The organism is Aeromicrobium sp. IC_218 (genome assembly GCF_004336805.1).
Taxonomy (GTDB): domain Bacteria; phylum Actinomycetota; class Actinomycetes; order Propionibacteriales; family Nocardioidaceae; genus Aeromicrobium.
This window is the reverse complement of sequence record NZ_SJXM01000004.1, coordinates 1-25,247: the sequence shown is the minus strand read 5'-3', so window position 1 is coordinate 25,247 and position 25,247 is coordinate 1. Positions and strand designations below refer to the sequence as shown.

At 71.7% G+C, this 25,247-nt stretch carries 28 protein-coding genes; 6 read left to right on the top strand and 22 right to left on the bottom strand.

The annotated features are described in order from the left end of the window. Positions 1-51: 51 nt before the first annotated feature. Positions 52-792, bottom strand: coding sequence for a DUF881 domain-containing protein (locus E0W78_RS06005; RefSeq protein ID WP_165570418.1), 741 nt, complete (start codon positions 790-792; stop codon positions 52-54). 95 nt (positions 793-887) lie between these two features. Between E0W78_RS06005 and E0W78_RS06000 the strand changes: the two genes are divergently transcribed. Then, positions 888-1,325, top strand: a complete 438-nt coding sequence (locus E0W78_RS06000; RefSeq protein ID WP_131402958.1) for a cell division protein CrgA — start codon at positions 888-890, stop codon at positions 1,323-1,325. Between the two features lie 187 nt (positions 1,326-1,512). On the opposite strand, the gene E0W78_RS05995 is transcribed toward E0W78_RS06000, so the two are convergent. Beyond that, the gene (locus E0W78_RS05995; RefSeq protein WP_131402957.1) at positions 1,513-2,388 is read right to left on the bottom strand and encodes a rhomboid family intramembrane serine protease; all 876 of its coding nucleotides are present in this window, start codon (positions 2,386-2,388) and stop codon (positions 1,513-1,515) included. Next, the gene (locus E0W78_RS05990; RefSeq protein WP_019144126.1) at positions 2,385-2,909 is read right to left on the bottom strand and encodes a peptidylprolyl isomerase; all 525 of its coding nucleotides are present in this window, start codon (positions 2,907-2,909) and stop codon (positions 2,385-2,387) included. Before E0W78_RS05990 ends, E0W78_RS05995 begins: the two co-directional genes overlap by 4 nt. A gap of 110 nt (positions 2,910-3,019) precedes the next feature. On the opposite strand from E0W78_RS05990, the gene E0W78_RS05985 reads away from it, so the two are divergent. Together E0W78_RS05985 and E0W78_RS05980 are read left to right on the top strand one after the other, a co-directional pair. After that, the gene (locus tag E0W78_RS05985; protein WP_131402956.1) at positions 3,020-3,337 is read left to right on the top strand and encodes a hypothetical protein; all 318 of its coding nucleotides are present in this window, start codon (positions 3,020-3,022) and stop codon (positions 3,335-3,337) included. Further along, entirely contained in the window at positions 3,334-4,107 is a 774-nt protein-coding gene (locus tag E0W78_RS05980) for an enoyl-CoA hydratase/isomerase family protein (RefSeq protein WP_131402955.1), read from the top strand. Before E0W78_RS05985 ends, E0W78_RS05980 begins: the two co-directional genes overlap by 4 nt. Before the next feature lie 9 nt (positions 4,108-4,116). Here the strand turns inward: E0W78_RS05980 and E0W78_RS05975 are convergent, their stop codons facing one another. Genes E0W78_RS05975 through glyA form a run of 3 tightly spaced genes read right to left on the bottom strand, consistent with a single transcriptional unit; the run spans position 4,117 to position 6,528 of the window. Next, the gene (locus E0W78_RS05975; RefSeq protein ID WP_165570417.1) at positions 4,117-4,449 is read right to left on the bottom strand and encodes a DUF3817 domain-containing protein; all 333 of its coding nucleotides are present in this window, start codon (positions 4,447-4,449) and stop codon (positions 4,117-4,119) included. Further along, a complete protein-coding gene (locus E0W78_RS05970) occupies positions 4,446-5,240 on the bottom strand; it encodes an SURF1 family protein (protein ID WP_131402954.1) in 795 nt (264 codons plus the stop codon). The genes E0W78_RS05975 and E0W78_RS05970 overlap by 4 nt, the downstream gene beginning before the upstream one ends. Before the next feature lie 13 nt (positions 5,241-5,253). After that, positions 5,254-6,528 carry a serine hydroxymethyltransferase gene (gene glyA, locus E0W78_RS05965; RefSeq protein ID WP_131402953.1) on the bottom strand — a complete coding sequence of 425 codons (1,275 nt, stop codon included), beginning with the start codon at positions 6,526-6,528 and terminating at the stop codon, positions 5,254-5,256. 145 nt (positions 6,529-6,673) lie between these two features. On the opposite strand from glyA, the gene E0W78_RS05960 reads away from it, so the two are divergent. The 3 genes from E0W78_RS05960 to E0W78_RS05950 all read left to right on the top strand — a co-directional run bounded on the left by E0W78_RS05960 (position 6,674) and on the right by E0W78_RS05950 (position 12,041). Then, positions 6,674-8,260, top strand: a complete 1,587-nt coding sequence (locus E0W78_RS05960) for an ABC transporter substrate-binding protein (protein ID WP_131402952.1) — start codon at positions 6,674-6,676, stop codon at positions 8,258-8,260. Positions 8,261-8,331: 71 nt separating this feature from the next. Further along, complete coding sequence (locus E0W78_RS05955) at positions 8,332-9,411, top strand: ABC transporter permease (RefSeq protein WP_131402951.1); 1,080 nt, start codon at positions 8,332-8,334, stop codon at positions 9,409-9,411. Beyond that, positions 9,411-12,041, top strand: a complete 2,631-nt coding sequence (locus tag E0W78_RS05950) for a dipeptide ABC transporter ATP-binding protein (protein ID WP_131402950.1) — start codon at positions 9,411-9,413, stop codon at positions 12,039-12,041. Before E0W78_RS05955 ends, E0W78_RS05950 begins: the two co-directional genes overlap by 1 nt. A gap of 21 nt (positions 12,042-12,062) precedes the next feature. On the opposite strand, the gene E0W78_RS05945 is transcribed toward E0W78_RS05950, so the two are convergent. The 16 genes from E0W78_RS05945 to E0W78_RS05870 all read right to left on the bottom strand — a co-directional run bounded on the left by E0W78_RS05945 (position 12,063) and on the right by E0W78_RS05870 (position 25,222). After that, positions 12,063-12,716: a response regulator transcription factor gene (locus E0W78_RS05945; protein WP_131402949.1), complete on the bottom strand. Its 654-nt coding sequence runs from the start codon at positions 12,714-12,716 to the stop codon at positions 12,063-12,065. Continuing rightward, positions 12,713-14,281 (bottom strand): GAF domain-containing protein, encoded by a 1,569-nt coding sequence (locus tag E0W78_RS05940; protein ID WP_131402948.1) that lies wholly within the window; start codon positions 14,279-14,281, stop codon positions 12,713-12,715. Before E0W78_RS05940 ends, E0W78_RS05945 begins: the two co-directional genes overlap by 4 nt. 32 nt (positions 14,282-14,313) lie before the next feature. Next, positions 14,314-14,577, bottom strand: coding sequence for a hypothetical protein (locus E0W78_RS05935; protein ID WP_131402947.1), 264 nt, complete (start codon positions 14,575-14,577; stop codon positions 14,314-14,316). After that, positions 14,574-16,619 carry a flagellar biosynthesis protein FlhA gene (gene flhA, locus E0W78_RS05930; protein ID WP_131402946.1) on the bottom strand — a complete coding sequence of 682 codons (2,046 nt, stop codon included), beginning with the start codon at positions 16,617-16,619 and terminating at the stop codon, positions 14,574-14,576. Before flhA ends, E0W78_RS05935 begins: the two co-directional genes overlap by 4 nt. Positions 16,620-16,702: 83 nt before the next feature. After that, positions 16,703-17,860, bottom strand: coding sequence for an EscU/YscU/HrcU family type III secretion system export apparatus switch protein (locus tag E0W78_RS05925; protein ID WP_131402945.1), 1,158 nt, complete (start codon positions 17,858-17,860; stop codon positions 16,703-16,705). Next, complete coding sequence (locus E0W78_RS05920; RefSeq protein WP_131402944.1) at positions 17,860-18,630, bottom strand: flagellar biosynthetic protein FliR; 771 nt, start codon at positions 18,628-18,630, stop codon at positions 17,860-17,862. The genes E0W78_RS05925 and E0W78_RS05920 overlap by 1 nt, the downstream gene beginning before the upstream one ends. 4 nt (positions 18,631-18,634) lie before the next feature. Further along, positions 18,635-18,904: a flagellar biosynthetic protein FliQ gene (locus E0W78_RS05915; protein ID WP_131402943.1), complete on the bottom strand. Its 270-nt coding sequence runs from the start codon at positions 18,902-18,904 to the stop codon at positions 18,635-18,637. An 11-nt stretch (positions 18,905-18,915) separates the two neighbouring features. Next, on the bottom strand, positions 18,916-19,683 hold the full coding sequence (gene fliP, locus E0W78_RS05910; RefSeq protein ID WP_131402942.1) for a flagellar type III secretion system pore protein FliP: 768 nt from the start codon (positions 19,681-19,683) through the stop codon (positions 18,916-18,918). Further along, positions 19,680-20,096, bottom strand: coding sequence for a flagellar biosynthetic protein FliO (locus E0W78_RS05905; protein WP_131402941.1), 417 nt, complete (start codon positions 20,094-20,096; stop codon positions 19,680-19,682). Before E0W78_RS05905 ends, fliP begins: the two co-directional genes overlap by 4 nt. A 2-nt stretch (positions 20,097-20,098) precedes the next feature. Next, complete coding sequence (gene fliN, locus E0W78_RS05900) at positions 20,099-20,857, bottom strand: flagellar motor switch protein FliN (protein ID WP_131402940.1); 759 nt, start codon at positions 20,855-20,857, stop codon at positions 20,099-20,101. Continuing rightward, on the bottom strand, positions 20,854-21,810 hold the full coding sequence (locus E0W78_RS05895; protein WP_278249424.1) for a flagellar motor switch protein FliM: 957 nt from the start codon (positions 21,808-21,810) through the stop codon (positions 20,854-20,856). Before E0W78_RS05895 ends, fliN begins: the two co-directional genes overlap by 4 nt. Positions 21,811-21,856: 46 nt before the next feature. Further along, entirely contained in the window at positions 21,857-22,294 is a 438-nt protein-coding gene (locus tag E0W78_RS05890) for a flagellar basal body-associated FliL family protein (RefSeq protein ID WP_131402938.1), read from the bottom strand. Next, on the bottom strand, positions 22,291-23,178 hold the full coding sequence (locus E0W78_RS05885) for a flagellar motor protein MotB (RefSeq protein WP_131402937.1): 888 nt from the start codon (positions 23,176-23,178) through the stop codon (positions 22,291-22,293). Before E0W78_RS05885 ends, E0W78_RS05890 begins: the two co-directional genes overlap by 4 nt. A gap of 3 nt (positions 23,179-23,181) precedes the next feature. Further along, positions 23,182-23,961 carry a MotA/TolQ/ExbB proton channel family protein gene (locus E0W78_RS05880; RefSeq protein WP_131402936.1) on the bottom strand — a complete coding sequence of 260 codons (780 nt, stop codon included), beginning with the start codon at positions 23,959-23,961 and terminating at the stop codon, positions 23,182-23,184. Position 23,962: 1 nt separating this feature from the next. Next, positions 23,963-24,250 carry a flagellar FlbD family protein gene (locus tag E0W78_RS05875; protein ID WP_131402935.1) on the bottom strand — a complete coding sequence of 96 codons (288 nt, stop codon included), beginning with the start codon at positions 24,248-24,250 and terminating at the stop codon, positions 23,963-23,965. Positions 24,251-24,373: 123 nt separating this feature from the next. Next, on the bottom strand, positions 24,374-25,222 hold the full coding sequence (locus E0W78_RS05870; RefSeq protein ID WP_131402934.1) for a flagellar hook-basal body complex protein: 849 nt from the start codon (positions 25,220-25,222) through the stop codon (positions 24,374-24,376). Positions 25,223-25,247 lie beyond the last annotated feature (25 nt).

Sequence of the window (25,247 nt, the reverse complement as noted above, 5' to 3'; positions counted from 1 at the left end):
CCGGACGCACGACGGCCCCGCCACCTCACACGGTGGCGGGGCCGTCGTCGTTCAGGGCTTGATGGCGCGGGCGTGGGTCAGGTCGACCGTGCCCTGGTAGCCCGGCGCACGGACGAGCGGGACGCGCTCGACGTCGAGCCCGAGCTCGTAGCGGTCGGCGTAGTCGCGGTAGACGTTCGCCTCGGGCGAGTCCTCGATCGCGGCCAGCAGGCTCCACTGCTCCCCGACCGCCTCGATGACGTACGGCGGCGAGTACGGGATGCCGTCGAGCACGACGGTGTTGCCGACGCAGCGGATGCCGGTGGTGGAGATGAGCCGCTGGCCCTGGAGCGTCACCGCCCGGGCGCCGCCGGCCCACAGCGCGTTGACGTAGGCCTGGATGTCCTGCTGGTGCACGACGAGGTAGTTCGGGTCCAGGCCCGGCACCTCCACCCGGCGCGGGGCGTCCTCGAGCGTGACCCGCACGCCCTCGCCGGTGGCCGGCTTCAGGCCGGTCACGGCGTCGAGGTCCTCGATCTCGTCGAGCGTGTCGTCGGTGCGCCCGTCGCCGGCCTCGGCCGAGATCTCCTCGATCTCGCGGCGCAGGTCGCCGGCCTCGGACCGCTGGGCGTTGACCCGGTCGGCGCGCGACTCCAGCAGCGAGCGGACGTCGCCGCCGGCGGGCCGCAGGTCCGAGCCGCGGGCGTTCACGGCCGCGGTGGCGAAGAGCAGGCCGGACAGCGCGAAGATGGCCACGGCGGCGACCGGGAACGACCGGCCGTGCCGGCGCGCGCCGCGAGCGGGACGTCCCACGTGTGCCTCCTCGTGCACCGCCTGCGCGGACCCGGTGGCCCGCCCGACTAAGGTAACCGAGAGCATCCAGCGCACTCCGCACAGAGGAAGACACCGTGGCACAGAAGAAGTCGACCGACACGCCCCGTCGCGGCCGCACCGAGGGCCGCGGTCTGGCGATCACGCTGGGCGTCGTCGCCCTGCTGTGGCTCGTGGGCTACCCGATCGCGAAGTCCGACGCCGTCGGCATCCCCGGCATCAAGGACATCGAGGCCTACACCGCCCTCGGCGCCTGGAACTACCTGATCGGTGCGCTGCTGCTGGTCGGTGCGGTGCTGCTGGCCCGCCGCGAGCCGAAGCCGGGCCCGAACCGCTGGGCCGCCCCGCTCATGATCGGCTCGGCCGCGATCGGCCTGCTGTGGATCGTCGTCTTCTACGTCACCAGCGGCACCGAGCACGACATCCCGGTCTACACCGACCTCGGCCAGTGGAACCTGGTCATCGGCATGGGCTTCATCGTGGCGGCCTTCGGCTTCGCCACCAAGTGGGAGTAGCGAAGACCCGCCCCCACGACGACGGCGGCGCAGGTGCGGATGATCCGCGCCTGCGCCGCCGTCGTCCGTCCACCCCTGTGGACGACCCTGGGAATGACACCGGTGTGGTTATGCCCAGGTGTGCACAAGCCTGTGGGTAATGACACCGGTGTCATTCACAGCTGGGGACGGACCTGGGGACCACCGCTCAGCCGGTGAGCTGGGCGGTGCGGACGACCAGGCCGACCGCGCACACCGCCCACACCAGGGCCAGCGCCGCCCAGTAGGCGGCCGGCCGGATGCGGCGGGGGGCGACGGCCAGCACGCCGGCCAGCAGCACGCCGGTGACGAAGCCGCCCAGGTGCGCCTGCCAGCTGATGCCGCCCTGGAGGCTGATGAACGCGTTGATCGCCAGCAGCACCAGCAGCCCGCGCACGTCCTGGCCGAGCTTGAGCAGCAGCACCAGGACGAAGCCGAACAGGCCGAACACGACGCCCGAGGCGCCGGCGGTCAGCGCCCGCTCGTCGGAGAACCAGTACACGACGACCGACGAGCCGACCGCCAGGGTCAGGTAGGTCAGCACGTACCGCAGCGTGCCCAGCGCCCGCTCGGCCATCGGCCCGAACAGGTACAGCGCGTACATGTTCAGCAGCAGGTGCAGCACGCCGAAGTGCAGGAACGCCGACGTGATCGGACGCCACCAGGCGCCGTCGGCCACGCCGGTGAGCAGGTCACCGCTCTCGGGCGAGAACGACGAGAGGCTCAGCATCGCCCCCCACTGGTTGAGGGTGCCGTTGTTGCCGCCGGTGGCCAGCGTGCCGACGAAGGCCAGCACGTTGATCGCGATCATCGTCATCGTGACGACGTTCTCGCGGCCCGGACGCACCGCGCCGCCCGCCATCGTGCGCGGACGGCGGACGGTGCGGCTGCCCTCGGTCACGCACTCGGGGCACTGGAACCCCACGGACGCCTCGCGCATGCACTCCGGGCAGATCGTCCGCCCGCAGCGCTGGCACGAGATGTACGCCTCGCGACCGGGATGGCGGTAGCAGGTCGAGCCCGTGGGCTCGGCCGGCTGGCTCATCGTCGCTCGATCTCGATCTTCTGCAGGACGACCGGCTCGGTCGGGCGGTCGAAGCGGTCGGTCTTGACCGCACCGATCGCGTCGACGACCTGGCGGCTGGCGTCGTCGGCGACCTCGCCGAAGATCGTGTGCTTGCGGTTCAGCCACGTCGTGGGGACAAGGGTGATGAAGAACTGCGAGCCGTTCGTGCCCGGCCCGGCGTTGGCCATGGCCAGCAGGTACGGCTTGTCGAACTGCAGCTCGGGGTGGAACTCGTCCTGGAACTGGTAGCCGGGGCCGCCGGTGCCGTTCCCGATCGGGTCGCCGCCCTGGAGCATGAAGTCGGCGATGATGCGGTGGAACTCGAGGTCCTCGTACAGCGGGGTGGTGCGGGTCTCGCCCGTCGCGGGGTCGCGCCACTCCTTGGTGCCCTCGGCCAGGCCGACGAAGTTCTCGACGGTGACGGGGGCGTGGTTCGGGAAGAGCTCGACGACGATGTCGCCGTGGTTGGTCTTGAAGGTCGCGATCAGCTGCTCGGCCACGGGGGTCCTCTCTCGGTGGGACCTCCATCCTCCCACGCGGGCCCGCGCGGGCGCGGCGACGGCGGCGCGGACGCTCGGCCCCGGTCCGGGGGGCTCGCTACGGTGTCCCCATGTCGAAGCCCCGCTCCCCCCGCCGTCGCCGCCTGCTCCTGCTCGTCCTGGTGGGCGTCGGGGTGTACGTCCTGAAGCAGGCCACCCGCGACCAGGGCGGCTCGTACGTGCCGCCGGTCGCCGACGACACCCTCGAGGTGCCCGCGGACGCGACCGACGACGAGCTGCGCCGCTCCGCGCCGGCCGACCCGGCGCCCACGACGGCGGCCGTCTCGGTGCCCGACGAGCGGCAGGACGATCCCGACGTCGTGCCGCACGAGCCGCACGTGGAGCTCGTGCACGACGAGGAGATCGACGTCGACGGGACGCAGCGATGAGCGTGACCCTGACCCGTGAGGGCGACGTCGCCGTCCTGACCGTCGAGGCCCCGCCGGTCAACCTGTACTCGCGCGCGCTGCACGACGCCTTCGACGCCGCGCTCGACGAGGTCGAGGCCGACCTGCCCCGGGTGCTCGTCGTCCGGGCGCGGGGCCGCGTGGTCTCCGGCGGGGTGGACGTCTCGGAGTTCCACGCCCAGCGCACCAAGGAGGCCACCAAGGCGCTGTACGACCGGATGATCGAGCTGCCGCTGCGCGTCGCCGCGCTGCCGGTGCCGACCGTGTTCGCCGCGCACGGCCTCACCCTGACCTGGGCGCTGGAGGTCGCGCTCGCGTGCGACCTGCTGGTCGCCACCCCGAAGGCCCGGTTCGGCCTGGTCGAGCGGGTCATCGGGCTCACCCCGACCATGGGCGGCACGCAGCGGCTCGCGGCCCGCGCCGGCGCCGCCCGCGCGAAGGAGGTCGTCTTCACCGGCGACCTGTACGACGCGGCGACGTTCGAGCGCTGGGGCGTGGTCAACCGCGTGCTGGAGGACGACGACTTCGAGGCCGCGACGCTGGCCTACGCGGCGCGCTTCGCCGACGGGCCGACCAAGGCGTTCGGCGCGGCCAAGCAGGTCCTGCGCCACGTCGAGGCCGGCGGCGTGGCCGAGGCCGACGCGCACGTCACGACGATCGCCGCGGAGCTGTTCGACACCGACGACCTGCAGCACGGCATGGCGTCGTTCCTGCAGGACGGGCCGGGGAACGCCACGTTCCACGGCCGCTGAGCGGATCCGTCAGGCGGTGGTGGCGGCCTTCGCGCGCATCGCGTGCGTGGCCCGGCGCTCGGCCCAGAAGCTCACGACCGGCAGCGTCGCCAGGACCATCGTGGTCAGGGTGAAGCCCACGGTCCAGCCGTAGCGCCGCGACAGGATCGCCACGAGCACGAGCACCACCATGAACAGCCAGCCGTGCACCATGTCGACGACCTTGACCGCGTCGTCGTTGACGTTCCACCACGACGTGGGGTCGGTGCTGAGCTGGAACACGAAGGCCAGCACGACGAAGAACGTCGTGCAGCCCACGATCCAGGCCAGCACGCTGTAGGTGCGCTCCAAGCCGCCGTTCACGCGACCACTTCCCTCTGCTCGGCCGACCCGGTGGGGCCGGACTCGGTTGCGCGTCGGGCCCGGTGGGACGCGACGACGTCGTGGCTCATGCGCCACCACATGAAGATGACGAACGCGGCGAACGCCCACCACTGCCAGGCGTACGACAGGTTCTGCAGGCCGGTCGTCCAGGAGACCTCGGCGTCCGGCCCCTCGGCCAGGTCGAGGCCGCCGGCGACCTCCGGCGTGCGGTTCAGCGCGTACCCGCTGTACAGCGGGTAGTCCAGCTCGTTGAGCAGCGCCGCGATGCGGACGCTGGCGATGACGGTGGTGCCGTCGACCTCGCGCTCGGCGTACTCGGTGCTGTCGCTGGGCTCCAGCAGCGCCTCGAGCGTCGTCTCGCCGGCGGGCAGCGCCGGGTAGGGCGCGACCTCGGGCGACCAGCCGCGGACGACCGCGAGCGCCGCGTCCTCCCCGGTGACGTCCAGGGTGGCCAGCAGCCACAGGCCGTCGCGGCCGTCCTGGCCCTTGCCCTCGACCCACCACTGGTCGCCGGTGAACGTGCCCCGCACGGTCACCGAACGGTCGGCGAGGTCGTCGTGGAACGCCTCGCCGGGCTGCCACAGCTCGGCGAGCGGGACGGCCGCCGCCGCCTGCCGGTCGGCACGCGCCTCGTCCTGCTCGTCGGTGTAGACGCCGATCTGCCAGCGGCCCATGAGGACGCAGAAGACCAGCCCGGCCACCGCGACCAGGGTCAGCGCCGCGACGCCCGGCCGCAGCCAGTCGCGCGCGGACGACGAGGAGGAGGACACGTCAGGACACGGTTCAGCGGGTGAACGGCGCCACGTCGGCGTACAGCGGGAAGCGCTTGGCCAGCTCGGTGACCCGGGCGCGCAGGCCGGCGACGTCGACGTCGCCCGGCTGCAGCGCCGCGGCGATGATGTCGGCGACCTCGGTGAACTCGGCGGCGCCGAAGCCCCGCGTGGCCAGCGCCGGCGTGCCGATGCGCAGGCCGGAGGTGACCTTCGGCGGACGCGGGTCGTTCGGGACGGCGTTGCGGTTCACGGTGATGCCGACCTCGTGCAGGCGGTCCTCGGCCTGCTGGCCGTCGAAGACCGAGTCGCGCAGGTCGACCAGCACCAGGTGGACGTCCGTGCCGCCGCTGAGCACCGAGATGCCCGCCGCCTTCACGTCGTCGGCGAGCAGCCGGTCGGCCAGGATGCGGGCGCCCTCGATCGTGCGCTCCTGACGGTCCTTGAAGCCCGGCTCCAGCGCCATCTTGAACGCGACGGCCTTGGCCGCGATGACGTGCTCGAGCGGGCCGCCCTGCTGGCCGGGGAAGACCGCAGACTGGATCTTCTTGGCGACGGCGTCGTCGTTGGTCATGATCGCGCCGCCGCGCGGGCCGCCGAGCGTCTTGTGCGTCGTGGTGGTGACCACGTGCGCGTGGGGCAGCGGGCTGGGGTGCAGCCCCGTGGCCACCAGGCCGGCGAAGTGCGCCATGTCGACCCACAGCATCGCGCCGACCTCGTCGGCGATCGCGCGGAACGCGGCGAAGTCGAGCTGGCGGGGGTAGGCCGACCAGCCGGCGATGATCACCTTGGGCTGGTGCTCGCGCGCGAGCGTGGCGACCTCGTCCATGTCGACGATGCCGTCGGCGTCGACGTGGTACGGCACGACGTTGTAGAGCCGGCCGGAGAAGTTGATCTTCATGCCGTGCGTCAGGTGGCCGCCGTTGGCCAGGTCCAGGCCGAGGATCGTGTCGCCGGCGCGCGCGATGGCGTGCAGCGCGGCGGCGTTGGCCTGGGCGCCGGAGTGCGGCTGGACGTTCGCGTGACGGGCGTCGAAGAGCTGCTTGAGCCGGTCGATGGCGATCTGCTCGATCTGGTCGACGAACTCGCAGCCGCCGTAGTAGCGCGCACCGGGGTAGCCCTCGGCGTACTTGTTCGTCAGCACGCTGCCCTGGGCCTCCAGGGCGGCGACCGGGGCGAAGTTCTCCGAGGCGATCATCTCGAGCGTCGTCTGCTGGCGGTCCAGCTCGGCGTCGATGAGGCGGGCGACTTCGGGGTCGAAGTCGACGAGGTGCGCGTCGTGGCTCATGGTTCCCAGGGTATCGGGCCTGACCGAGGGCTCCGAGCGCCGCTCGTAACCAAGTTGCAACGGCGATGTCCCCGGGGTTGCGTCGCGCGACGAGTAGCGTGTGTGCGCGCTCACCATGGCGCGACCAGACAACAAGGAGCAACACATGCGTATTCGTAGGGGTGCGGCGGCCGTCGCCGCGACCGCCCTGGCTGCCGCGGCACTGGCCGCGTGCGGGGCGGGCAACGACTCCGAGGAGTCCTCCGGCGACGCCATCGTCGTCGGCACGACCGACAAGGTCGTCTCGATCGACCCGGCCGGCGCGTACGACAACGGCTCGCTGAACGTCCAGACGCAGGTCTACCAGTACCTGCTCAACTTCCCGGCCGGCAGCACCGAGCTGACCCCGGACGCCGCGGAGAAGTGCGACTTCAGCACGCCGACCGAGTACACGTGCACCATCAAGGACGGCCTGAAGTTCGCCAACGGCAACCCGCTGACGGCCAACAGCGTGGCGTTCTCCTACCAGCGCATCGTCGACATCAACGACCCGAACGGCCCCGCGTCGCTGCTGGGCAACATGGCCAAGGTCGAGGCGAAGGACGACACGACGGTCGTCTTCACCCTCAAGTCGCCCAACGACCAGACCTTCCCGCAGGTGCTCGTCACCTCGGCCGGCCCGATCGTCGACGAGAAGACCTACCCGAAGGACCGCGTCCTCAGCGACGACGAGGCGGTGAAGGCCAACGGCTTCTCCGGCCCGTACACGATCGCGAAGTACAGCAAGAACGAGGTCGCGCAGTTCGAGGCGAACGCCGACTACGACGGCGCCTACGGCAAGCCGAAGGCCGCCTCGGTGACGATGTCCTACTACAAGGACGCCAACAACCTGAAGCTCGACATCGAGAACAAGAAGATCGACGTCGCGTACCGCTCGCTGACGCCGACCGACATCGAGAGCCTCGAGGACGCCGACGGCGTCACGGTCCACAAGGGCCCGGGTGGCGAGCTGCGCTACATCGTCTTCAACCTCAAGACGATGCCGGGCGCCGACGAGGCGCAGAAGAGCGCCGTCCGCAAGGCCGCCGCCTACTCCGTCGACCGCGCCGCGCTGAGCGAGCAGGTCTACAAGGGCACCTACACGCCGGCGTGGTCGGCCGTGCCCGAGGGCCTGCCGGGCGCCAACGAGGCGTTCAAGGAGGCCTACGGCGAGAAGCCCGACGCCGCCGCGGCCAAGAAGGTCCTCGACGAGGCGGGCGTCAAGACGCCGGTCGCGCTGAGCCTGCAGTACAGCCCCGACCACTACGGCTCGAACTCGGCCGAGGAGTACAACGCGGTCAAGCGTCAGCTCGAGGAGACGGGCCTGTTCAAGGTCACGCTGCAGTCCAGCGAGTGGACGACCTACAGCGAGGAGCGCGTCGCCGACTCCTACCCGGCCTACCAGCTGGGCTGGTTCCCGGACTTCCCGGACTCGGACAACTACCTGACGCCGTTCTTCGGCCCGAACAACTTCCTGCAGTCCCACTACGAGGACGACACGACGACGGCGATGCTCGACAAGCAGCGCACCGACAGCAACGCGTCGTCGCGCGAGGCCACCCTGGGCCAGATCCAGGACCGCATCGCCGACCAGGTCCCGATCCTGCCGCTGCTCACCGGCGCGCAGGTCGCGATCGCCGTCGACGACGTCCAGGGCGTCAAGGACACCCTCGACGCGTCGTTCAAGTTCCGGTTCACGTCGCTCTCGAAGTGACGCGGCCGTGACGGGGCGGGACCGATCCGGTCCCGCCCCGTCGCACGTCCACCCCACCCCTGGAGGACTCCATGACCACCGAGGTGCTCGCCCCGAGCGACCCACCTGCCGCCCCGTCGTCACGACGCGGCGGCCTCCCCCCGCTGGCGCGCTACCTGCTCGTCCGGCTCGCCCTGATCATCCCCATGCTGTGGGTGCTGGTCACCACCGTCTTCGTGCTCATGCGCGTCATCGGCGACCCGGTCACGGCGGCCAACGCCGGCCGGCTCAACGCCGAGCAGATCGCCGAGCGCAAGGCCGCCGCCGGACTGGACCGTCCGCTGCTGCAGCAGTACTGGGAGTACCTGTCCGGCCTGCTGCACGGTGACTTCGGCACGACCCTGACCGACAACCGCGAGATCTCCGAGATCCTGGTCAAGAACGGCGCCGCGACCCTCGAGCTCAGCATCTACGCGCTCATCGTCGCCTTCGCCGTCGCCATCCCGCTGGGCCGGCTCGCCGCCCGCAAGCGCGACCAGCTGCCCGACGTCGTGCTGCGCCTGCTGGCGATCCTGTTCTACGCCGCGCCGGTGTTCTTCGTCGGCCTGCTGCTCAAGCTGGCCGTCTCGCCGTTCGGCTGGCCGACCTCCGGACGCGCCTCGATCACCACCGAGCTCGCGCTGCAGGACGTGAAGCCCAAGACCAACATCCTGCTCGTCGACGCGATCCTGTGGGGCGACCCGGCGTACGTCTGGGACGTGCTGCAGCACGCCGTGCTGCCCGCCGTCGCCCTCGGCCTGCTCACCGGCGGCGTCTTCCTGCGCCTGATCCGGGTGAACCTGATCCAGACGCTGCGGGCCGACTACGTCACCGCCGCCCGCGCGCGCGGCGTCAAGGAGCGCCGCGTCGTCAACAAGCACGCCTTCCGCAACGCGCTCGTGCCCGTCGTGACGGTCATGGGCCTGCAGATCGCGATGCTGCTCGGCGGCGCCGTGCTCACCGAGACCACCTTCGAGTGGGACGGGCTGGGCCTGCAGCTGGCCGACTACCTGGTCCGCCGCGACTTCCTGGCGGTGCAGGGCATCGTCACGCTCATCGCGCTCATCGTCTGCGTCTTCAGCTTCCTGATCGACGTGGTCGTGGCGCTCGTCGACCCGAGGGTGAGGTTCTGATGCGACTGCCCGTCCCCCGCGTCGTGCGCGACTCGCACGGCCTGCAGCGGTTCATGCTCGTCCTGGGCCTGGTGATCGTGGCCGCCTTCGTGCTGGTCGCGATCTTCGCGCCCTGGATCGCCCCGTACGACTTCAACGCCGACCGCGACGCCGGCGGGGTGTTCGGCACCCAGCAGGCGCCCTCTGCGGCGCACTGGTTCGGCACCAACGTCGGCGGCACCGACGTGTTCTCCCGGGTCGTCTACGGCGCCCGCACGGCCGTCGAGGTCATCGTCGTCGCGGTCATCCTGTCCTCGCTCATCGGCGTCCCGCTGGGCCTGGTGTCGGGCTACCTCGGTGGCCCGCTCGACCGCGCGCTGCTGCTCGTCATGGACGCGCTGTACGCCTTCCCGTCGCTGCTGCTCGCGATCGTCGTCTCGATCGTCGTCTCCGGCGGCTCGAGCGGCGCGCTCGGCGGCATCTTGGCCGCGGCCATCTCGATCACCGTCGTGTTCGTGCCGCAGTACTACCGCGTCATCCGCAACGCGACCGTCGCGGTCAAGGTGGAGCCGTACGTCGACGCCGCCCGCGTCACCGGCGTGCGCACCCCGCGCATCCTGTCGCGCCACGTGCTGGCCAACGTCGCCCAGACGCTGCCGGTCATCGCGACGCTCAACGCGTCCGAGGCGATCCTCACCCTGGCCGGCCTGGGCTTCCTCGGCTTCGGCATCGAGCCGTCGTCGGCGGCCGAGTGGGGCTACGACCTCAACAAGGCGCTGTCGGACGCGTCCAACGGCATCTGGTGGACCGGCCTGTTCCCGGGCCTGGCCATCGTGCTGGTCGTGCTGGGCGTGACGCTCGTCGGCGAGAGCCTCAACGACGTCATGAACCCGCTGCTGCGCACGCGCGGCGGCGAGGCCAGCGACACCGCGGTCGAGCCGGAGCTGGCCCAGGCGGTCGAGCCGACCGCCACGACCGCCGACACCGAGCGTCGCGTCGCCGCCCTGTCGCTGTCGGGCCTGTCGGTCTCGTTCCGCACCGACGGCGCACCGGTGAGAGCGGTCGACCGCGTCTCGTACGAGGTGGCTCCCGGCGAGGTGCTGGCGGTGGTCGGCGAGTCCGGCTCGGGCAAGTCGGTCAGCTCGCGCGCCGTCATGGGCCTGCTGCCCGCGACGGCGACGGCCGAGGGCTCGGCCGTGCTCACCCGTGACGGCGAGCAGACCGAGCTGATCGGCCTGTCCGACAGCGCCCTGCGTCCGATCCGGGGCGACCAGGTCTCGATGGTGTTCCAGGAGCCCTCCACGGCCCTGGACCCGGTGCACACGGTGGGCGCCCAGCTCGTCGAGGGCATCCGGGCGCACCGCGACGTCTCCCAGAAGGAGGCGCGGGCCCGGGCGGTCGAGCTGCTGGAGATGGTCGGCCTGCCCGACCCCGCCCGCCGCGTCGACTACTACCCGCACCAGCTGTCGGGCGGGCAGAAGCAGCGCGTGGTCATCGCCATGGCGATCGCCTGCGACCCCGACGTGATCATCGCCGACGAGCCGACGACCGCCCTGGACGTCACCGTGCAGGCGGCGATCCTGGAGCTGCTGCTGAGCCTGCGCGACCGGCTCGGCACGGCGATCGTGCTCATCACCCACAACATGGGCGTCGTCGCCGACGTCGCCGACCGGGTCGTGGTCATGTACCGCGGGCAGGTCGTCGAGCAGGCGCCGGTGCACGAGCTGTTCGCCGCCCCGCAGCATCCGTACACGCGCCGCCTGCTGGACGCGGTGCCGCACCTGGGCGCCGAGGACGGGCCCGGCGAGGTCGACGCGTCGGCCGACGTCGTGCTGGAGGTCGAGAACCTCGTCGTGGAGTTCCCCGGACGCCTCGGCGAGCCGGCCTTCCGCGCGGTCGACGACGTCAGCCTGACCATCCGGCGCGGCGAGGTGCTCGCCCTGGTCGGCGAGTCCGGCTCGGGCAAGTCGACGGTCGGACGCACGACCGTGGGCCTGCAGCAGCCGACGTCCGGCCTGGTCCGGGTCAGCGGCACGACGGTCTCCGGGCTGTCGGACCGCCAGCTGCGGCCGATGCGCGAGCGCTTCGGGTTCGTCTTCCAGGACCCGGCCGCCTCGCTCAACCCGCGGCTGTCGATCGGCCAGACGCTGGCCGAGCCGCTGCACGTCCACCGCGACCTGCCGGCCGCGGAGGTGCAGCAGCGCGTCCGCACCCTGCTGGAGGACGTGGAGCTGCCGGCGGCGTTCGCCGCGCGGTACCCGCACGAGCTGTCCGGCGGCCAGCGCCAGCGCGTGAGCCTGGCTCGCGCGATCGCGCTCGACCCGGACCTGCTCATCGCCGACGAGCCGACGTCCGCGCTGGACGTCTCGGTGCAGGCGCGCGTGCTGGAGCTGTTCGTCGAGCTGCAGCAGCGCCGCGGCTTCGCCTGCCTGTTCATCACCCACGACCTCGCGGTCGTGGACCGGCTCGCCAACCGGGTCGCCGTGATGCAGCAGGGACGCCTGGTCGAGGTCGGGCCTCGCGCCCAGGTGCTCGGCGCCCCGGCCGAGGACTACACGCGTCGTCTCGTGGCGGCCGTGCCGGTGCCCGACCCGGTCGAGCAGCAGCGCCGGCGGGCGGAGAACGCCGCCCTCCTGGTCGAGGAGGCCTGACCCGCGGGGCCGCGGCGCGCGCTACTGGCGCGCGTCGCGGTCCCAGGCGTGCTTGGCCGCCAGCACCGCGGCCTGGGTGCGCCGCTCCAGGCCCAGCTTGGCCAGCAGCCGGGTGACGTTGTTCTTCACCGTCTTCTCGGCCAGGAACAGCTCCGCCGCGATCTCGCGGTTGGTCATCCCCCGCCCGATCAGGTCGAGCACCGTGCGCTCGCGCTCGGACAGCTGGTCGAGCTGGGACTCGTCGGGCTTGCCCTCGCGGATGCGGGTGAGCACCCGGCTGGTCATCACCGGGTCGAGCATCGACTTGCCCGAGGCGACCTGGCGGACCGCGTCGAGCAGGTCCGTGCCGCGCACCTGCTTGAGCACGTAGCCCGAGGCCCCGGCCATGATCGCGGCGAACAGCGCCTCGTCGTCCTCGTACGACGTGAGGAACAGCACCCGCAGCGACGGCATCGAGTGGCGCAGCTCGCGGCACAGGTCGACGCCGGAGGAGTCGGGCAGCCGGACGTCCAGCAGCGCCATGTCCGGCTGCAGGGCCGGGATGCGGTCGAGCGCCTGCTGGGCCGACCCGGCCTCGCCCACGACCTCGAGCCCGGGCTCGGCGTCGAGCAGCCCCTTCACCCCCTGCCGCACGATCGGATGGTCGTCGACCAGGAAGATCCGCACGTCGCTCATCGCACCGCCTCTCCGGGCACCTGCCACAGCACCTCGACGCCACCGTCGGGCCGGTCGCGCACGGCGCACGACCCGCCCAGGCCCTCGGCCCGGTGCGTCATGTTCAGCAGTCCACCGCGCGGGGTGCGCCCGCGCAGTCCCTGACCGTCGTCGGTCACGCGCACCAGCACACCCTCGGCGACGCTCGCCCGCACCTCGACGTCGATGCTCGACGCCTGCGCGTGGCGCACCGCGTTGGAGACCGCCTCGCCGAGCACGCCCAGCACCTGGTGGCGCAGCGGACCGACCACGAGCGTGTCGACCGGGCCGTCGACGACGAGCCGGGGCCGGAAGCCGACGCTGCGCGCCACGACGTCGCTGAGCCGCAGCAGCTCGGTACGCACGCCCTCGTCCTCGGCGGTGGACAGCTCGAAGATGGTGCGGCGGACGTCCTGGATGGTCGCGTCGAGCTGGTCGACGGCCTGCGACACCTGGTCGGCCACGGGACCCGGCTCGAGCGTGCGGCCCAGCACCTCCAGGCCGAGGGCGGTGCCGTACAGCCGCTGGATGACGAAGTCGTGCAGGTCGCGGCCGATGCGGTCGCGGTCCTCGAGCACGGCGAGCCGGTCACGGTCGGCCCGGGCCCGGGCAACCTGCACGACGAGCCCGGCCTGGTCGCAGAAGCGCTGCGGGAGCGTGGGGTCCAGCTGCCAGCTGCCCGGCGCCAGGCGCTCGCGCCAGCCGAGGGCCAGCACGCCGACGTGCTCGTCGCCGGGGAGCGGCAGCAGGATGACCGAGCGCAGCTCGGGCCAGCGCTCCTCCTCGCCCGGCAGGTACAGCGGCTCCAGGTCGGTGTCGGGGACGACGAGGCCCGCCCCGGTGCGCACGACCTCGGCGGGAAGCCCGTCGGGCCGGGTCAGCTCGCCGACCAGGGCCGGCGGCACGTCGCGTCCGGCCACCACCTCGACGGCCAGGCTGGTGTCGTCGCGCGGGAGCAGCACCGCCACGAAGTCGGCGTCGACGGCGGCGAGGGCGCGGTCGGCCACGAGCTGCAGGGCCGAGCCCTGGCTGACCGGGCCGACGAGCACCGCGCCGATGTCGGCGGCCGCCTCGGCCCAGGCGCGCTGGCGCCGGGCCCGCTCGTGCAGCCGGACGTGCTCGATCGTCGGTCCCAGCACGGCGGCGAAGACGGCGGCCAGCTGGCGGTCGTGGGCGTCGAACCCGGCCGCGTCGGGCCCCTGCTTGTCGCACACGTGCAGCCGCCCGTAGGGCACGCCGCCGACGTGGACCGGCAGCGCGAGGCAGTCGGGGCCGAGGCCGGCGTCGCCGGCGAGCAGGGCCAGCCGCGTCGCGGCGTCGGGCACGAGCGCGTCGCGGGCGGCGTCGTCGAGCCCGTGCGCGACGACCCGGGCGTCGCCGGGGGCGTGCTCGTCGGGCAGGACGAGCAGCGCGGTGCGGGCGCGCAGCTCGCGGCAGGTGCGGAGGAGCACCCGGTGCAGGACGACCTCGAGCGGGGCGTCGGGCGCCAGGTCGGGATCGGCGTCGAGGACGCCTCCGGTGCGCGGGCCGGCCAGGGGTCCGCTCACGACGTCCTCAGCTCGGTCCGCACGCGGGCAGTCTAGGCGACCTCAGGGACCGTCGGGCCATCCTGGGCCGGGACCTCCGGTCCACCCGGCGGGACGTCCATCGCCGCAGGGGGTCCGTGGATGATCCGCAGGGCGGCCGGGCGCAGCAGGAGCTCCAGCCCCCACGCCGCCAGCAGCAGCACGACGGCCCGGGTGACCGCGTCGTCGCCGGTCATCGTGCCGGCCCCGGCCCCCACGAACGCGGGCATCGAGCAGACCAGCGCGAGCAGCAGCGCGAGCGGGCTGGGCGGCCTCATCGGACGCCCACCGCCGTGGGCTGGCCGACGACGCCGACCGAGTGCACGTCACCGCCGCCGTCGACCTCGGAGTACGAGACGACCGGCAGGGTCGGCAGCGCCGGCGCGAGCATGCGGCGCAGCGCGGGCCGGATCTGCGGGGCGCACACCAGCACCGGCCGGACCCCGGCGTTCTCGGCCTGGGTCGACAGGTCCGCGGCCGAGGCCATGACCTGCTGGGCCGACACCGGGTCCAGCGCGATGACGTTGCCGCGGTCGCCGGGGCGCATGGCCTCGAGCATCCGGTGCTCGAGCGTCGGCTCCAGCGTGATGACGTTGAGGACGCCGTCGGTGACGTACGGCTCGACGATGGCCGGGCCGAGGCCGAGTCGGGCGGCGTCGACGAGCGCGTCGACGTCCTTGGTGTCGCGGGCCTTGAGCGACAGCGACTCGAAGATGCCCACGAGGTTGCGCACCGGCACCTGCTCGTCGAGCAGGCCCTGCAGCACGCGCTGGATCTCGCCCAGGCTCAGCTGGGCCGGGGTGAGCTCCTCGACCACGGTCGGGTTGGAGCGCTTGACGACCTGCACGAGCATCGCGACGTCCTCGCGCCCGAGCAGGCGCGAGGCGTTGCGCGTGACGACCTCGGAGAGGTGGGTCGTGATGACCGAGGCGCGGTCGACCACCGTGGCGCCGAGCACCTCGGCCTGGTGGCGCAGCTCGGCGGCGACCCAGCGGGCGTCCAGGCCGAAGACCGGCTCCTTGGTCGGCTCGCCGGGCAGCGCGTTGAGCCCGTCGCCGATGGCCAGCACGGTGCCGCGCGGCGCCTGGCCGCGCGCGACCTCGACGCCGAACATCGTGATCCGGTACGTGCGGGCGGGCAGCTCGAGGTTGTCCCGGGTGCGCACGGGCGGGATGACCACGCCGACGTCGCCGGCGATCTTGCGCCGCAGCGCCTTGACCCGGTCGAGCAGGTCGCCGCCGACGCTGCGGTCGACCAGGTCGATGATGTCGGCCGACAGCTCCAGGCCGAGCGGGTCGACCTGCACCTGGGCGGCGATCGTCTCGGGCTGCTCGGCGACGGCCTCGGGCACGTCGTCGGGCAGGACGACGGGCTCCTTGGCCAGCTCGGCCGCGACCCGCGCGGACAGGATCAGCAGCACGCCGCCGACCAGGATGAACGGGATCTTGGGCAGGCCCGGGATGAGGCACATGAACAGGGCCGCGCCGCCGGCGATGCGCAGCGGCATCGGGTTCTGGGTGAGCTGGCGCAGGATGTCCGAGCCCATGTCGTCGTCCGCGGTCGAGCGCGTGACGACGAGGCCGGTGGCGACCGAGAGCAGCAGGGCGGGGATCTGCGAGACCAGGCCGTCGCCGACGCTCAACAGGCTGTAGGTCTCGACCGCCTCGCCGAAGCTCATGCCCATCTGGGCCATGCCCACGGCGAAGCCGGCGATCAGGTTGACCAGCGTGATGATGATGGCGGCGATCGCGTCGCCCTTGACGAACTTGGACGCACCGTCCATCGCGCCGTAGAAGTCGGCCTCCGCGTGCACCTCGGCGCGACGGCGGCGGGCCTCCTCCTCGTCGATGAGGCCGGAGTTGAGGTCGGCGTCGATGGCCATCTGCTTGCCGGGCATGGCGTCGAGGGTGAAGCGCGCCCCGACCTCGGCCACGCGGCCGGCGCCGTTGGTGATGACGACGAACTGGATGATCAGCAGGATCACGAAGATGATCAGGCCGACGATGAGCGAGCCGCCGACGACGAAGTGGCCGAACGTCTCGATGACCTTGCCGGCGTGGGCCTCGGTGAGCACCAGGCGCGTCGCGCTGACGTTGAGCGCGAGCCGGAACAGCGTCATCACCAGCAGGATCGCGGGGAACGCGGCGAAGTCGAGCGGCTTGCGCACGAACATCGCCACCATCAGCACGAGGATGCTGGTGGTCAGGTTGACGACCAGGAGCAGGTCGAGCACGGCGGCGGGCATCGGCACGACGAGCATGACGACGATCAGCACGACGCCGACGGGCACGCCCAGCTGCTTGAGCCGCTTGCGATCCATGGGTGGGTGACACCTTTCGGGGGTCGACGAGACCGGCGACCGTCCCTGGCCTGGTTGGCGACGCCGTCCTGGTGTCGGTGCCCCTATCGGCCGGGCGGATCCTCGGCTGAGGGGTTTCGCGGACGCCGTCGGCCGGCCGGCAGCACGTCGGGCAGCGGCTCGTCGCCGCGCGGCGAGCGGTGCTCGCCGGCGGCCTGGCCGCTGCGCTTGCGGCTGATGACGTAGGCCAGCACCTGGGCCACGGCGGCGAACAGCTCGGGCGGGATCTGCTGCCCGACCCGCGCCGCCCGGTACAGCGCGCGGGCCAGCGGGACGTCCTGCACGAGCGGCACGCGGTTCTCGGTGGCCACCTCGCGGATGCGGGCCGCGACGGCCCCGGCGCCGCGGGCGGTGACCACGGGCGCGCCGGCCCCCTCGGGGTAGGTGAGCGCGATCGCGACGTGGGTGGGGTTGACCAGCACGACGTCCGCGTTCGCGGTGTCCGCGATCATGCGGTTGCGGGAGGCGGCGAGCTGGCGCGACCGGATGGCGCCCTTGAGCAGGGGGTCGCCCTCGCTGTTCTTGTGCTCCTGCTTGACCTCCTGCTTGGTCATGCGCGTCTGCTTGCCGACCTTGCGGCGCTGGAAGAGGTAGTCCAGCGCGGCCATGAGGACGCCGGCGAGCGCGACCCAGCGCACGAGAGCGACGACGTCGGCGGTCACCTGGTCGATCATCGAGCTCACCGAGTAGAAGCGGCCGACGAGCGGGACGATCCCCTGGATGGAGCTCCAGACCAGGATGCCGACGAGGGCGGACTTCACCAGCACCTTGGCGCCCTCCCACAGCGCCTGAAGGCCGAAGACGCGCTTGAACCCGGTGATCGGGTTGAGCTTCTTGGCCGACGGCTTGACCGCCTTGGTGGCCAGGTAGAAGCCGCCCTGGGCGAGCGCGCCGGCGACGCCGACGACCAGGATGCCGCTGCCGAGCAGCACCAGGGCGAACAGCGCGTGCGTCGCGGCCGAGCCGAGCAGCGCCAGCGCGTGGGCGGGGTCGGCCTCGTCCAGGCCGGTGAAGGCGGTGGCCATGATGTCGCGCAGGGCGGCGAGCTCGCGGCCCACGAGCGCGGGCAGGAACATCGCGAACAGCAGGAGCGCCGCCCAGCCGCCGATCTCCGGCGTCCGCGGGACCTGGCCCTCCTTGCGGTTCTCCTTGTTCTTCTTGGCTGTGGGTTTCTCGGTCTTCTCCTCGCTCCCGCTCGCCATCAGCCACCCCCTCCCGCGAGGGTCGACATCGCCTGGAGGATCAGCTCCACGAGGCGGTCGATCACGCCCGGCAGCACCGGGAAGGACATGCCGACGACCAGCAGGGTGAGCCCGATCTTGGCCGGGAACATCACGTTGATCGCGTTCAGGTGCGGCGCGATCTTGGTCAGCAGGGCCAGGCCGAGGTCGGCCACGAACAGCACCGCCACGAGCGGCAGCGCGATCTGCACGGCGGTCACGAAGAAGACGCCGAACGCGGTCGTCAGCACCTCCGCCCCCGTCGGCACGGAGATCGCCTCGCCGACCGGCAGCACGGCGAAGGTCTTGAGCAGCCCGCCGATGATCAGCAGGTGGCCGCCGGAGACGATCAGCAGCGCCATCGCGAGCATCGCGTGGAACTTGCCCATGATCGTGTTCATGGTCATGTTCAGCGGGTCGAACGCCGCGGAGATCGCGAAGCCGCCGAACAGGTCGATGATGCTGCCGGCCGCGGCGACGGCCGAGAACAGCATCATCGTCACGAAGCCCATGAGGCCGCCGATGAAGACCTGCCCGACGATCTCGAGCAGGAGTCCCAGCGTCGTGTCGGGGATGGTGGCCCCGCCGGTGATCGGTGCGACCGCCATGGCCAGCGCGACCGCCAGCACGGCCTTCAGCTGGGTGGGGACCGTCCGCCCGGCGAAGGGCGGCGCGATCATCAGCCAGGTGAAGATCCGCACCGAGGCGAGCAGGTAGGCCAGCAGCGGCTCGCCGGCGAGGCTGAGCGTCACGAGGTCACCCGAGCAGGCTCGGCAGCATGTCGAACAGGCCGACCGTGAAGTTCTGCAGCTCGTGCAGCATCCAGTTGCCCGAGACCATGAGCACGACGCCGACGCCGATGAGCTTCGGCACGAACGCGAGCGTGAACTCCTGGATCTGGGTCATCGACTGGAACAGCGAGACCAGGAAGCCGATCGCCAGGCTGGTGACCAGGATCGGCGCGGAGAGCTTGAGCGCGATGACCATGGTGTGCATCGCGATCTCCAGGACCTGGGTGTCGGTCATGACGGCCCCCCTTACCCGTAGCTCGAGACGAGCGCGGTCACGATGAGGGCCCAGCCGTCGACGAGCACGAACAGCAGCAGCTTGAACGGCAGCGACACGATCGTGGGCGGCATCATCATCATGCCCAGGGCCATGAGCGCGCCGCTGACGACGACGTCGATGACCAGGAACGGGATGAAGATGACGAAGCCGATGATGAAGGCCTGCTTGAGCTCGCTCAGCACGAAGGCCGGGATGAGCGTCGTCAGCGCCACGTCGTCGCGGGTGTCGGGCAGCTCGCGCTCGGCCACGTTGCTGAGCAGCTGCAGCTCCGAGTCGCCGGTGTGGGCGATCATGAACGCCCGCAGCGGCTCGATGCCGGCGTCCCACGCGGCGCTCGCGCTCAGGTCGCCGTTCATGTAGGGCTGGATGCCGGCGTCGTTGATGGCGCTGAGCACCGGGGCCATGATGAACAGGCTCAGGAACAGGGCGAGTCCGGCGAGCACCTGGTTGGGCGGCGTCTGCTGCAGGCCCAGCGCGTTGCGGGTCAGGCCCAGCACGACGAGCACCTTGGTGAACGCGGTGCAGGTCAGGACGATCGCGGGCAGCAGCGAGACGAGCGTCAGCGCGATGATCGTGACGACGGACGTGCTGGGGTCGTTGGTCAGGCCGTCGAGCTCGACGGTGACGTCGGGGCCCTGGGGCCCGCGCGGGCCGGCCGCGTGGGCGGGCGCCGCGACGAGCACGGGCAGCACGGACAGGCCGGCCGTCCAGAGCAGCCGGCGGAGGACTCGGGTCACGCGCGCTTCCTCAGTCCGTCGACGAGCTGGCGCCAGGCCTGCGGGGAGAGCACGGAGCCGTTGAGCGCACCGGCCGGGACGCCGGCGGGGGTCGACGCCGGGGCGAGCCCGGTGGCGGCGTCCGGGTCCTCGACCTCGACCGTCGCGATGTCCGGCTCGGGCAGCACGAGGTCCTCGGGGTCCACCTCGGCCAGCAGGCTGACCTGGTTGTCGGTGACGCCGAGCACCAGGCCGCGGCCGGCGGTCGTCACGACGACGACCGACGACCCGCGCGAGAGCTGCTGGCGGTGGACGACGTCCAGCACCGAGCCCGAGCTCTGGTAGCGCTTGCCCACGAAGCGCGCGATGAGCAGCATGAGGCCGACCACCAGCGCGAGCGACAGGACCAGCCGCAGGAGGACCCCGAGATCCACGGTCAGGCTCCGGCGTTGTCGTCGAGGATCTCGGTGACGCGCAGGCCGAAGTCCTCGTCGACGACGACGACCTCGCCGCGCGCGATGAGCCGGCCGTTGACCAGCAGGTCCGCCGGGCTGCCGGCGGCGCGGTCGAGCTCGAGCACGGTGCCCGGGGTCAGCGCGAGCAGGTCGCGGACGCTCATCTGCGTGCGGCCGAGCTCCACGGTGACGTCCATGATGACGCCGTGCAGCATCTCGATGCCGCGCGCGGGACGCGGGCCGTCGGCCAGGCCGGCGGCGGTGCTGGTGGGCGCCGTGCCGACGAACGGCGCGTCGGAGGCGGACGGGGCCGGCGCCGGGGCGGCGGCGGTGTCCGACACGAGCAGCGCGGCGACCGGGGCGGAGTCGGCGATGACCGAGGCGATGTAGGTCTCGCCCATCTCCAGGTCGATCGCGCCGAGCTCGACGATGCGGGCGCCCTGGGCCGAGCGGCCGAGCTGCTCGGCCGCAGCGTCCAGCGCGGGCTGGACGACGGCGGTGAGGTCGAGCTCGCCGAGCGGGGTGTCGGCCAGCGCGGCGACGAGGCCGGGCGCGACCAGCAGGCCGATGCGGCCGCCGGCACCGCCCAGGTCGGCGACGACCGCGGCGGCGAAGGCGCTCACCAGGACCGGCGAGGGACGCTCGGCCGGACCGGCGGTGAGGGCGTCGACCGACGGCAGTGCCGCGGCGGCCGCGACGGCCGCCGACTCGGTGACCTGGGTTTCGACGATGTCCGTCATGACGTGCTCTCCTGGGTGGGGACGATCAGCGCGGCGAGGTGGGCGCCGCGGGCTCCGGGGGTGGCGTGGGCGAACGTGGTGCCGTCGACGACGACGTCCAGCGGGGCCGACGCGGGGTGGTTGAGGCGCACGACGTCCCCGACGGAGATGCCGTGCAGGGCCTCGGGCGTCAGTGCGGTGGGCCGGAAGCGCACCTGCACGTCGACCGGGACCTGGTCGAACTGCTGGCGCAGGGTCTTGGCCGAGCGGGCCAGCTCGGCCCGCTCGCGGTCCGAGGCCGGCGCCGGCGAGGAGGCCCCGACGAGGTGGGGCAGGATCGAGCTGAACGGCATGCACAGCGACAGGCTGCTGTCGCGGTCGCCGATCTTGAGCTCGAAGGACAGCAGCACGACGACGTCGCCGGCTCCGGCGACCTGCGCGAACTGCGGGCTGTACTCGGTGGCGCGCACCTCGGGGTCGATCGCGACCAGGCCCGACATCGAGTACCGCATCTCGGCCAGCAGCCGGTCGATGAGGCCGGCCATCACGTTGCTCTCGATCTCGCTGAGCGCGCGGTGCGGCTGGTCGCCGCGGCCGTGGCCGCCGAGCATGTGGTCGACCGCCGCCATGGAGGTCTCCAGCGGGATCTCCATGACGCAGCGGCCCGGCAGCGGGTCGGCCGAGAAGATCGTCATGTGCGTGAGCGCGTCCAGGCCGTCGACGTACTCGGCGTAGCTGCGCTGCTCGATCACGATCAGGTTGACCTGGCAGACGGTGCGCAGCACCGACGTGAACACCGTCGTCGCCTGGCGGGCGAACCCGTCGAAGGCGATCTGCAGCATGCGCGTGTGCTCACGCGAGAGCTGGATGGGACGGCTGAAGTCGTACGGGACGACGGTCGCCGCGCGGTCACGACGACGCGCGCGGGCGGCCGGCGTGCGGGCATGCCCGTCTACGTGCTGCGCTGTTTTCACATGAGCACGTATCGTCCGGGCTCCACCGGACCTGAGATGAAACTTTCTACTGCGTGACGAACTCGGTGAAGTACACGTCCATGACCTCGCCGTGGTAGCGGTGGTCGACGACCTCGACCAGCTTCTTGCGCAGCTCCTCGCGCGACTTGGCGTTGACGACCTCGTTGAGCTGGCGGTTGCTGAACGTGGAGATCATCGAGTCCATCGCGGCCGAGCCGTCCAGCTCGTGCGCGCCCTCGACGAGCTGCAGCGCGATGCCGATGCGCAGGTAGTGGCCGCCGGCCAGGTTGACCTGCGTGGCCTCGAGCGGGACGACCTCGCCGGCCACCGGCTCGACGGGCTCCTCGCCCTCGGCCGTGTCGCGGAGCAGGAAGAACCACGCCGCCGCTGCGACGGCCAGGACGGCCACCAGGATCATGAGCAGTCGCTTCTTGCCGCCCTTCTTCTCCGGGCCCTCCTCGACGGGCATCTGCGAGACGGTCATGAGTTCTCTCCTGAGTTCAGCGACGTGAGCGGATTGGTGCCGAGCAGCTGCCTGCTCTCGGCGGCGAGCGACGACAGCACGACGATGTCGACGCGCTTGTTGACGTCCTGCGACCCCTTCTTGGCGGGGTCGACGAGCGGCTTCTCGTGGCCGAAGGCCGACAGGCGCAGCCGCTCCTGGGGCACCTTGCGGGACTCGTGCAGGTAGCGCAGCACCGTGATGGCGCGCGCCGACGACAGGTCCCAGTCGGTGTCGTAGTACTTGGGCTTCACGTCGACCTGGTTGGTGTGGCCCGAGATCTCCAGCGGCGCCTGGATACGGCGCAGCACGGGGGCCATGGTGTCGACGACCTCACGGCCACGGGACGACAGCGACGCCAGGTTCGGCTCGAAGACGATGTGCTTGGAGACCAGGCTGATGACCAGTCCGCGCTCGTCGAGCACCGCCTGGACGTCCTCCTGCAGCCCCTTCTCCTGCAGCGCGGCGCTGATCTCGCGCCACACCTGGGTCAGGTCCTGCGCCTCGGCCTGCGCCTCGGCGTACTGGTGCTGCAGCTGGGAGCGGTCGTGGGCGCTGACCGCCTCGTCGATCTTCTCCTGCACCTGCGGGTCGACGCCGCCGAAGGTCTCGGCGCTGTCGGCCTTGGCCTGCGGCTCCTCCTGGATCGAGCTGGCCTGCATCGCGCCGTCGGAGCCCTGCATGACCGCGGTCATGCCGAAGCCCTCGCTCAGGCCCTCCTTGAGGGCGGCGTACTTGGCCTCGTCGACCTGGCTCATGGCGTAGAGCACGACGAACAGCACGAAGAGCAGGGTGAGCATGTCGGCGTACGTGACCATCCACCGTTCGTGGTTGGTGTGCTCCTCCTCCACCTTCTTGCGCGCCACGGGTCAGGCCGCCTTCTTCTCGGCGGTGCTCGGGCGGTCGGCGACCGGCAGCAGGGACTCGAGCTTCTGCGCGACCAGGCGCGGGTTCGAGCCGGACTGGATCGCGGCGACGCCCTCGATGACCAGCTCCATGCGGGAGACCTCGAGCTGGCCCAGGCGCTTGATGCGGCTGCCCAGCGGGAGCCAGATGGCGTTGGCCGACAGGACGCCCCACAGGGTGGCGACGAACGCGGCGGCGATCAGGTGGCCGAGCTCCTCGGGGGTGCCGAGGTTCTCCATGACGTGCACGAGGCCGAGCACGGTGCCGACGATGCCGATGGTGGGGGCGTAGGCGCCGGCGTCGTTGAAGAACTTGGCCGACTGCTTGACCTCCTCCTCCTTGGCGTTGACCTCGCCCTCGAGGATCTCGCGCAGCTCGGCGGGGTCGGTGCCGTCGACGGCCATGGTGACGCCGCGGACCAGGAAGGGGTCGTCGATCTTGGCCAGCTCGTCCTCGAGGGCGAGCATGCCCTCGCGGCGGGCCTTCTCGGCCAGGGAGACGACGGTCGGGACGACGTCGGCGGCCTTGGCCGGCTTGCCGAGGAACGCCTCCTTCATGGAGGGGATGATGCGCTTCGCGTCGCCCATGGTGCCGCCGGCCAGGCAGACGACGATGGTGACGCCGAAGACGAGCAGCAGCGGCGCGGGCAGCAGCACGCTGGTGGGGTCGCCGCCCTCCATGACGGTGAACAGCACCACGAGCACGAACGTCGTGGCGACGCCGATCAGGGTGATGGGATCCATGTCAGAGCTCCTCGTCGTCCAGGTCGCGGCCACGGCGTGGGAGGGTCACCACGGAGCCGCGGCCGGAGGAGGTCGGGGTGGGGATGTCGGTGCCGAGCAGGTGGCGGCCGGAGTACAGCTCGCTGCGGTAGTGGGCGACGAGCCCGACGACCTCGGCGGGCGTCTCGGAGACCACGTACTTCTTGCCGTCGACCAGCGTCACGACCGTGTCGCCCGAACGGTCGATCCTCTCGATGAGGTCGCAGTTCAGGATGAAGGTCGTGCCTGAGAGGCGCGTGAGCGTGATCATGTTCCACCAGTCCTTGGCGAGTTCCAGCACAGCCGTCCGTGGCCGCATACAGCACCATCGGCCACCACGACGTGAACCTGAGCGGTTCGCGTGTCGCGATGGCCGACGGTGTGCGGACGGGCGTCAGCGCTTGATGTTGACGAGCTCCTCGAGCACCTGGTCCGACGTCGTGATGACGCGCGAGCTGGCCTGGAAGCCACGCTGGGCCAGGATCAGGTTGGTGAACTCCTGGGAGAGGTCGACGTTCGACATCTCCAGCGCGCCGGAGCGGATCTGGCCGCGCGTGCCCTCGCCGGCGATGCCGACCTGGGCCGGGCCCGAGTTGGCCGACTCGCGGAACGCGGTGTCGCCGACCTTCTCCAGGCCCATCGGGTTGACGAAGTCGGCGATGGCGATCTGCGCGATGTCGTGCTGCGAGCCGTCGGAGAACACGCCGCGGACCTTGCCGTCCGAGCCGATGTTGTACGACTTCAGCGTCGTGCCGGCCGGCAGGCCGAGGTGGGTGAAGTCGAGCGTGACGTCCTCGAGGTCGGTGCCGCGGGTGCCGTCGGCGGCGATCTCGTAGCCCTGCACGCGCATGCCGGTCGGGCTGACCAGCGAGCCGGCCTCGTCGAAGGTGAACGCGCCGGCGCGGGTGTACACGTTCTCGGCGCCGTCACGGACGACGAAGAAGCCGTCGCCGCTCAGCATGAGGTCGGTCGGGACGTTGGTGACCTGCGCCGAGCCCTGGCCGAAGTTGGCGTTGGTCGCGGCGACCTGGACGCCCAGGCCGATCTGGATCGGGTTGGTGCCGCCACGGCCGGCGTTCTCGGCCGACGCCGCGGTGAGCATCTGGCTCAGCGTGTCCGAGAAGACGGTGGTGCTGGACTTGAAGCCCGTCGTGTTGGCGTTGGCGATGTTGTTGCCGGTGACGTCGAGCATGGTCTGGTTCACGCGCAGGCCGCTGATGCCGGCGAAGAGGGAGCGAAGCATGGTGTTCTCCTTGGGAGGTCAGGCG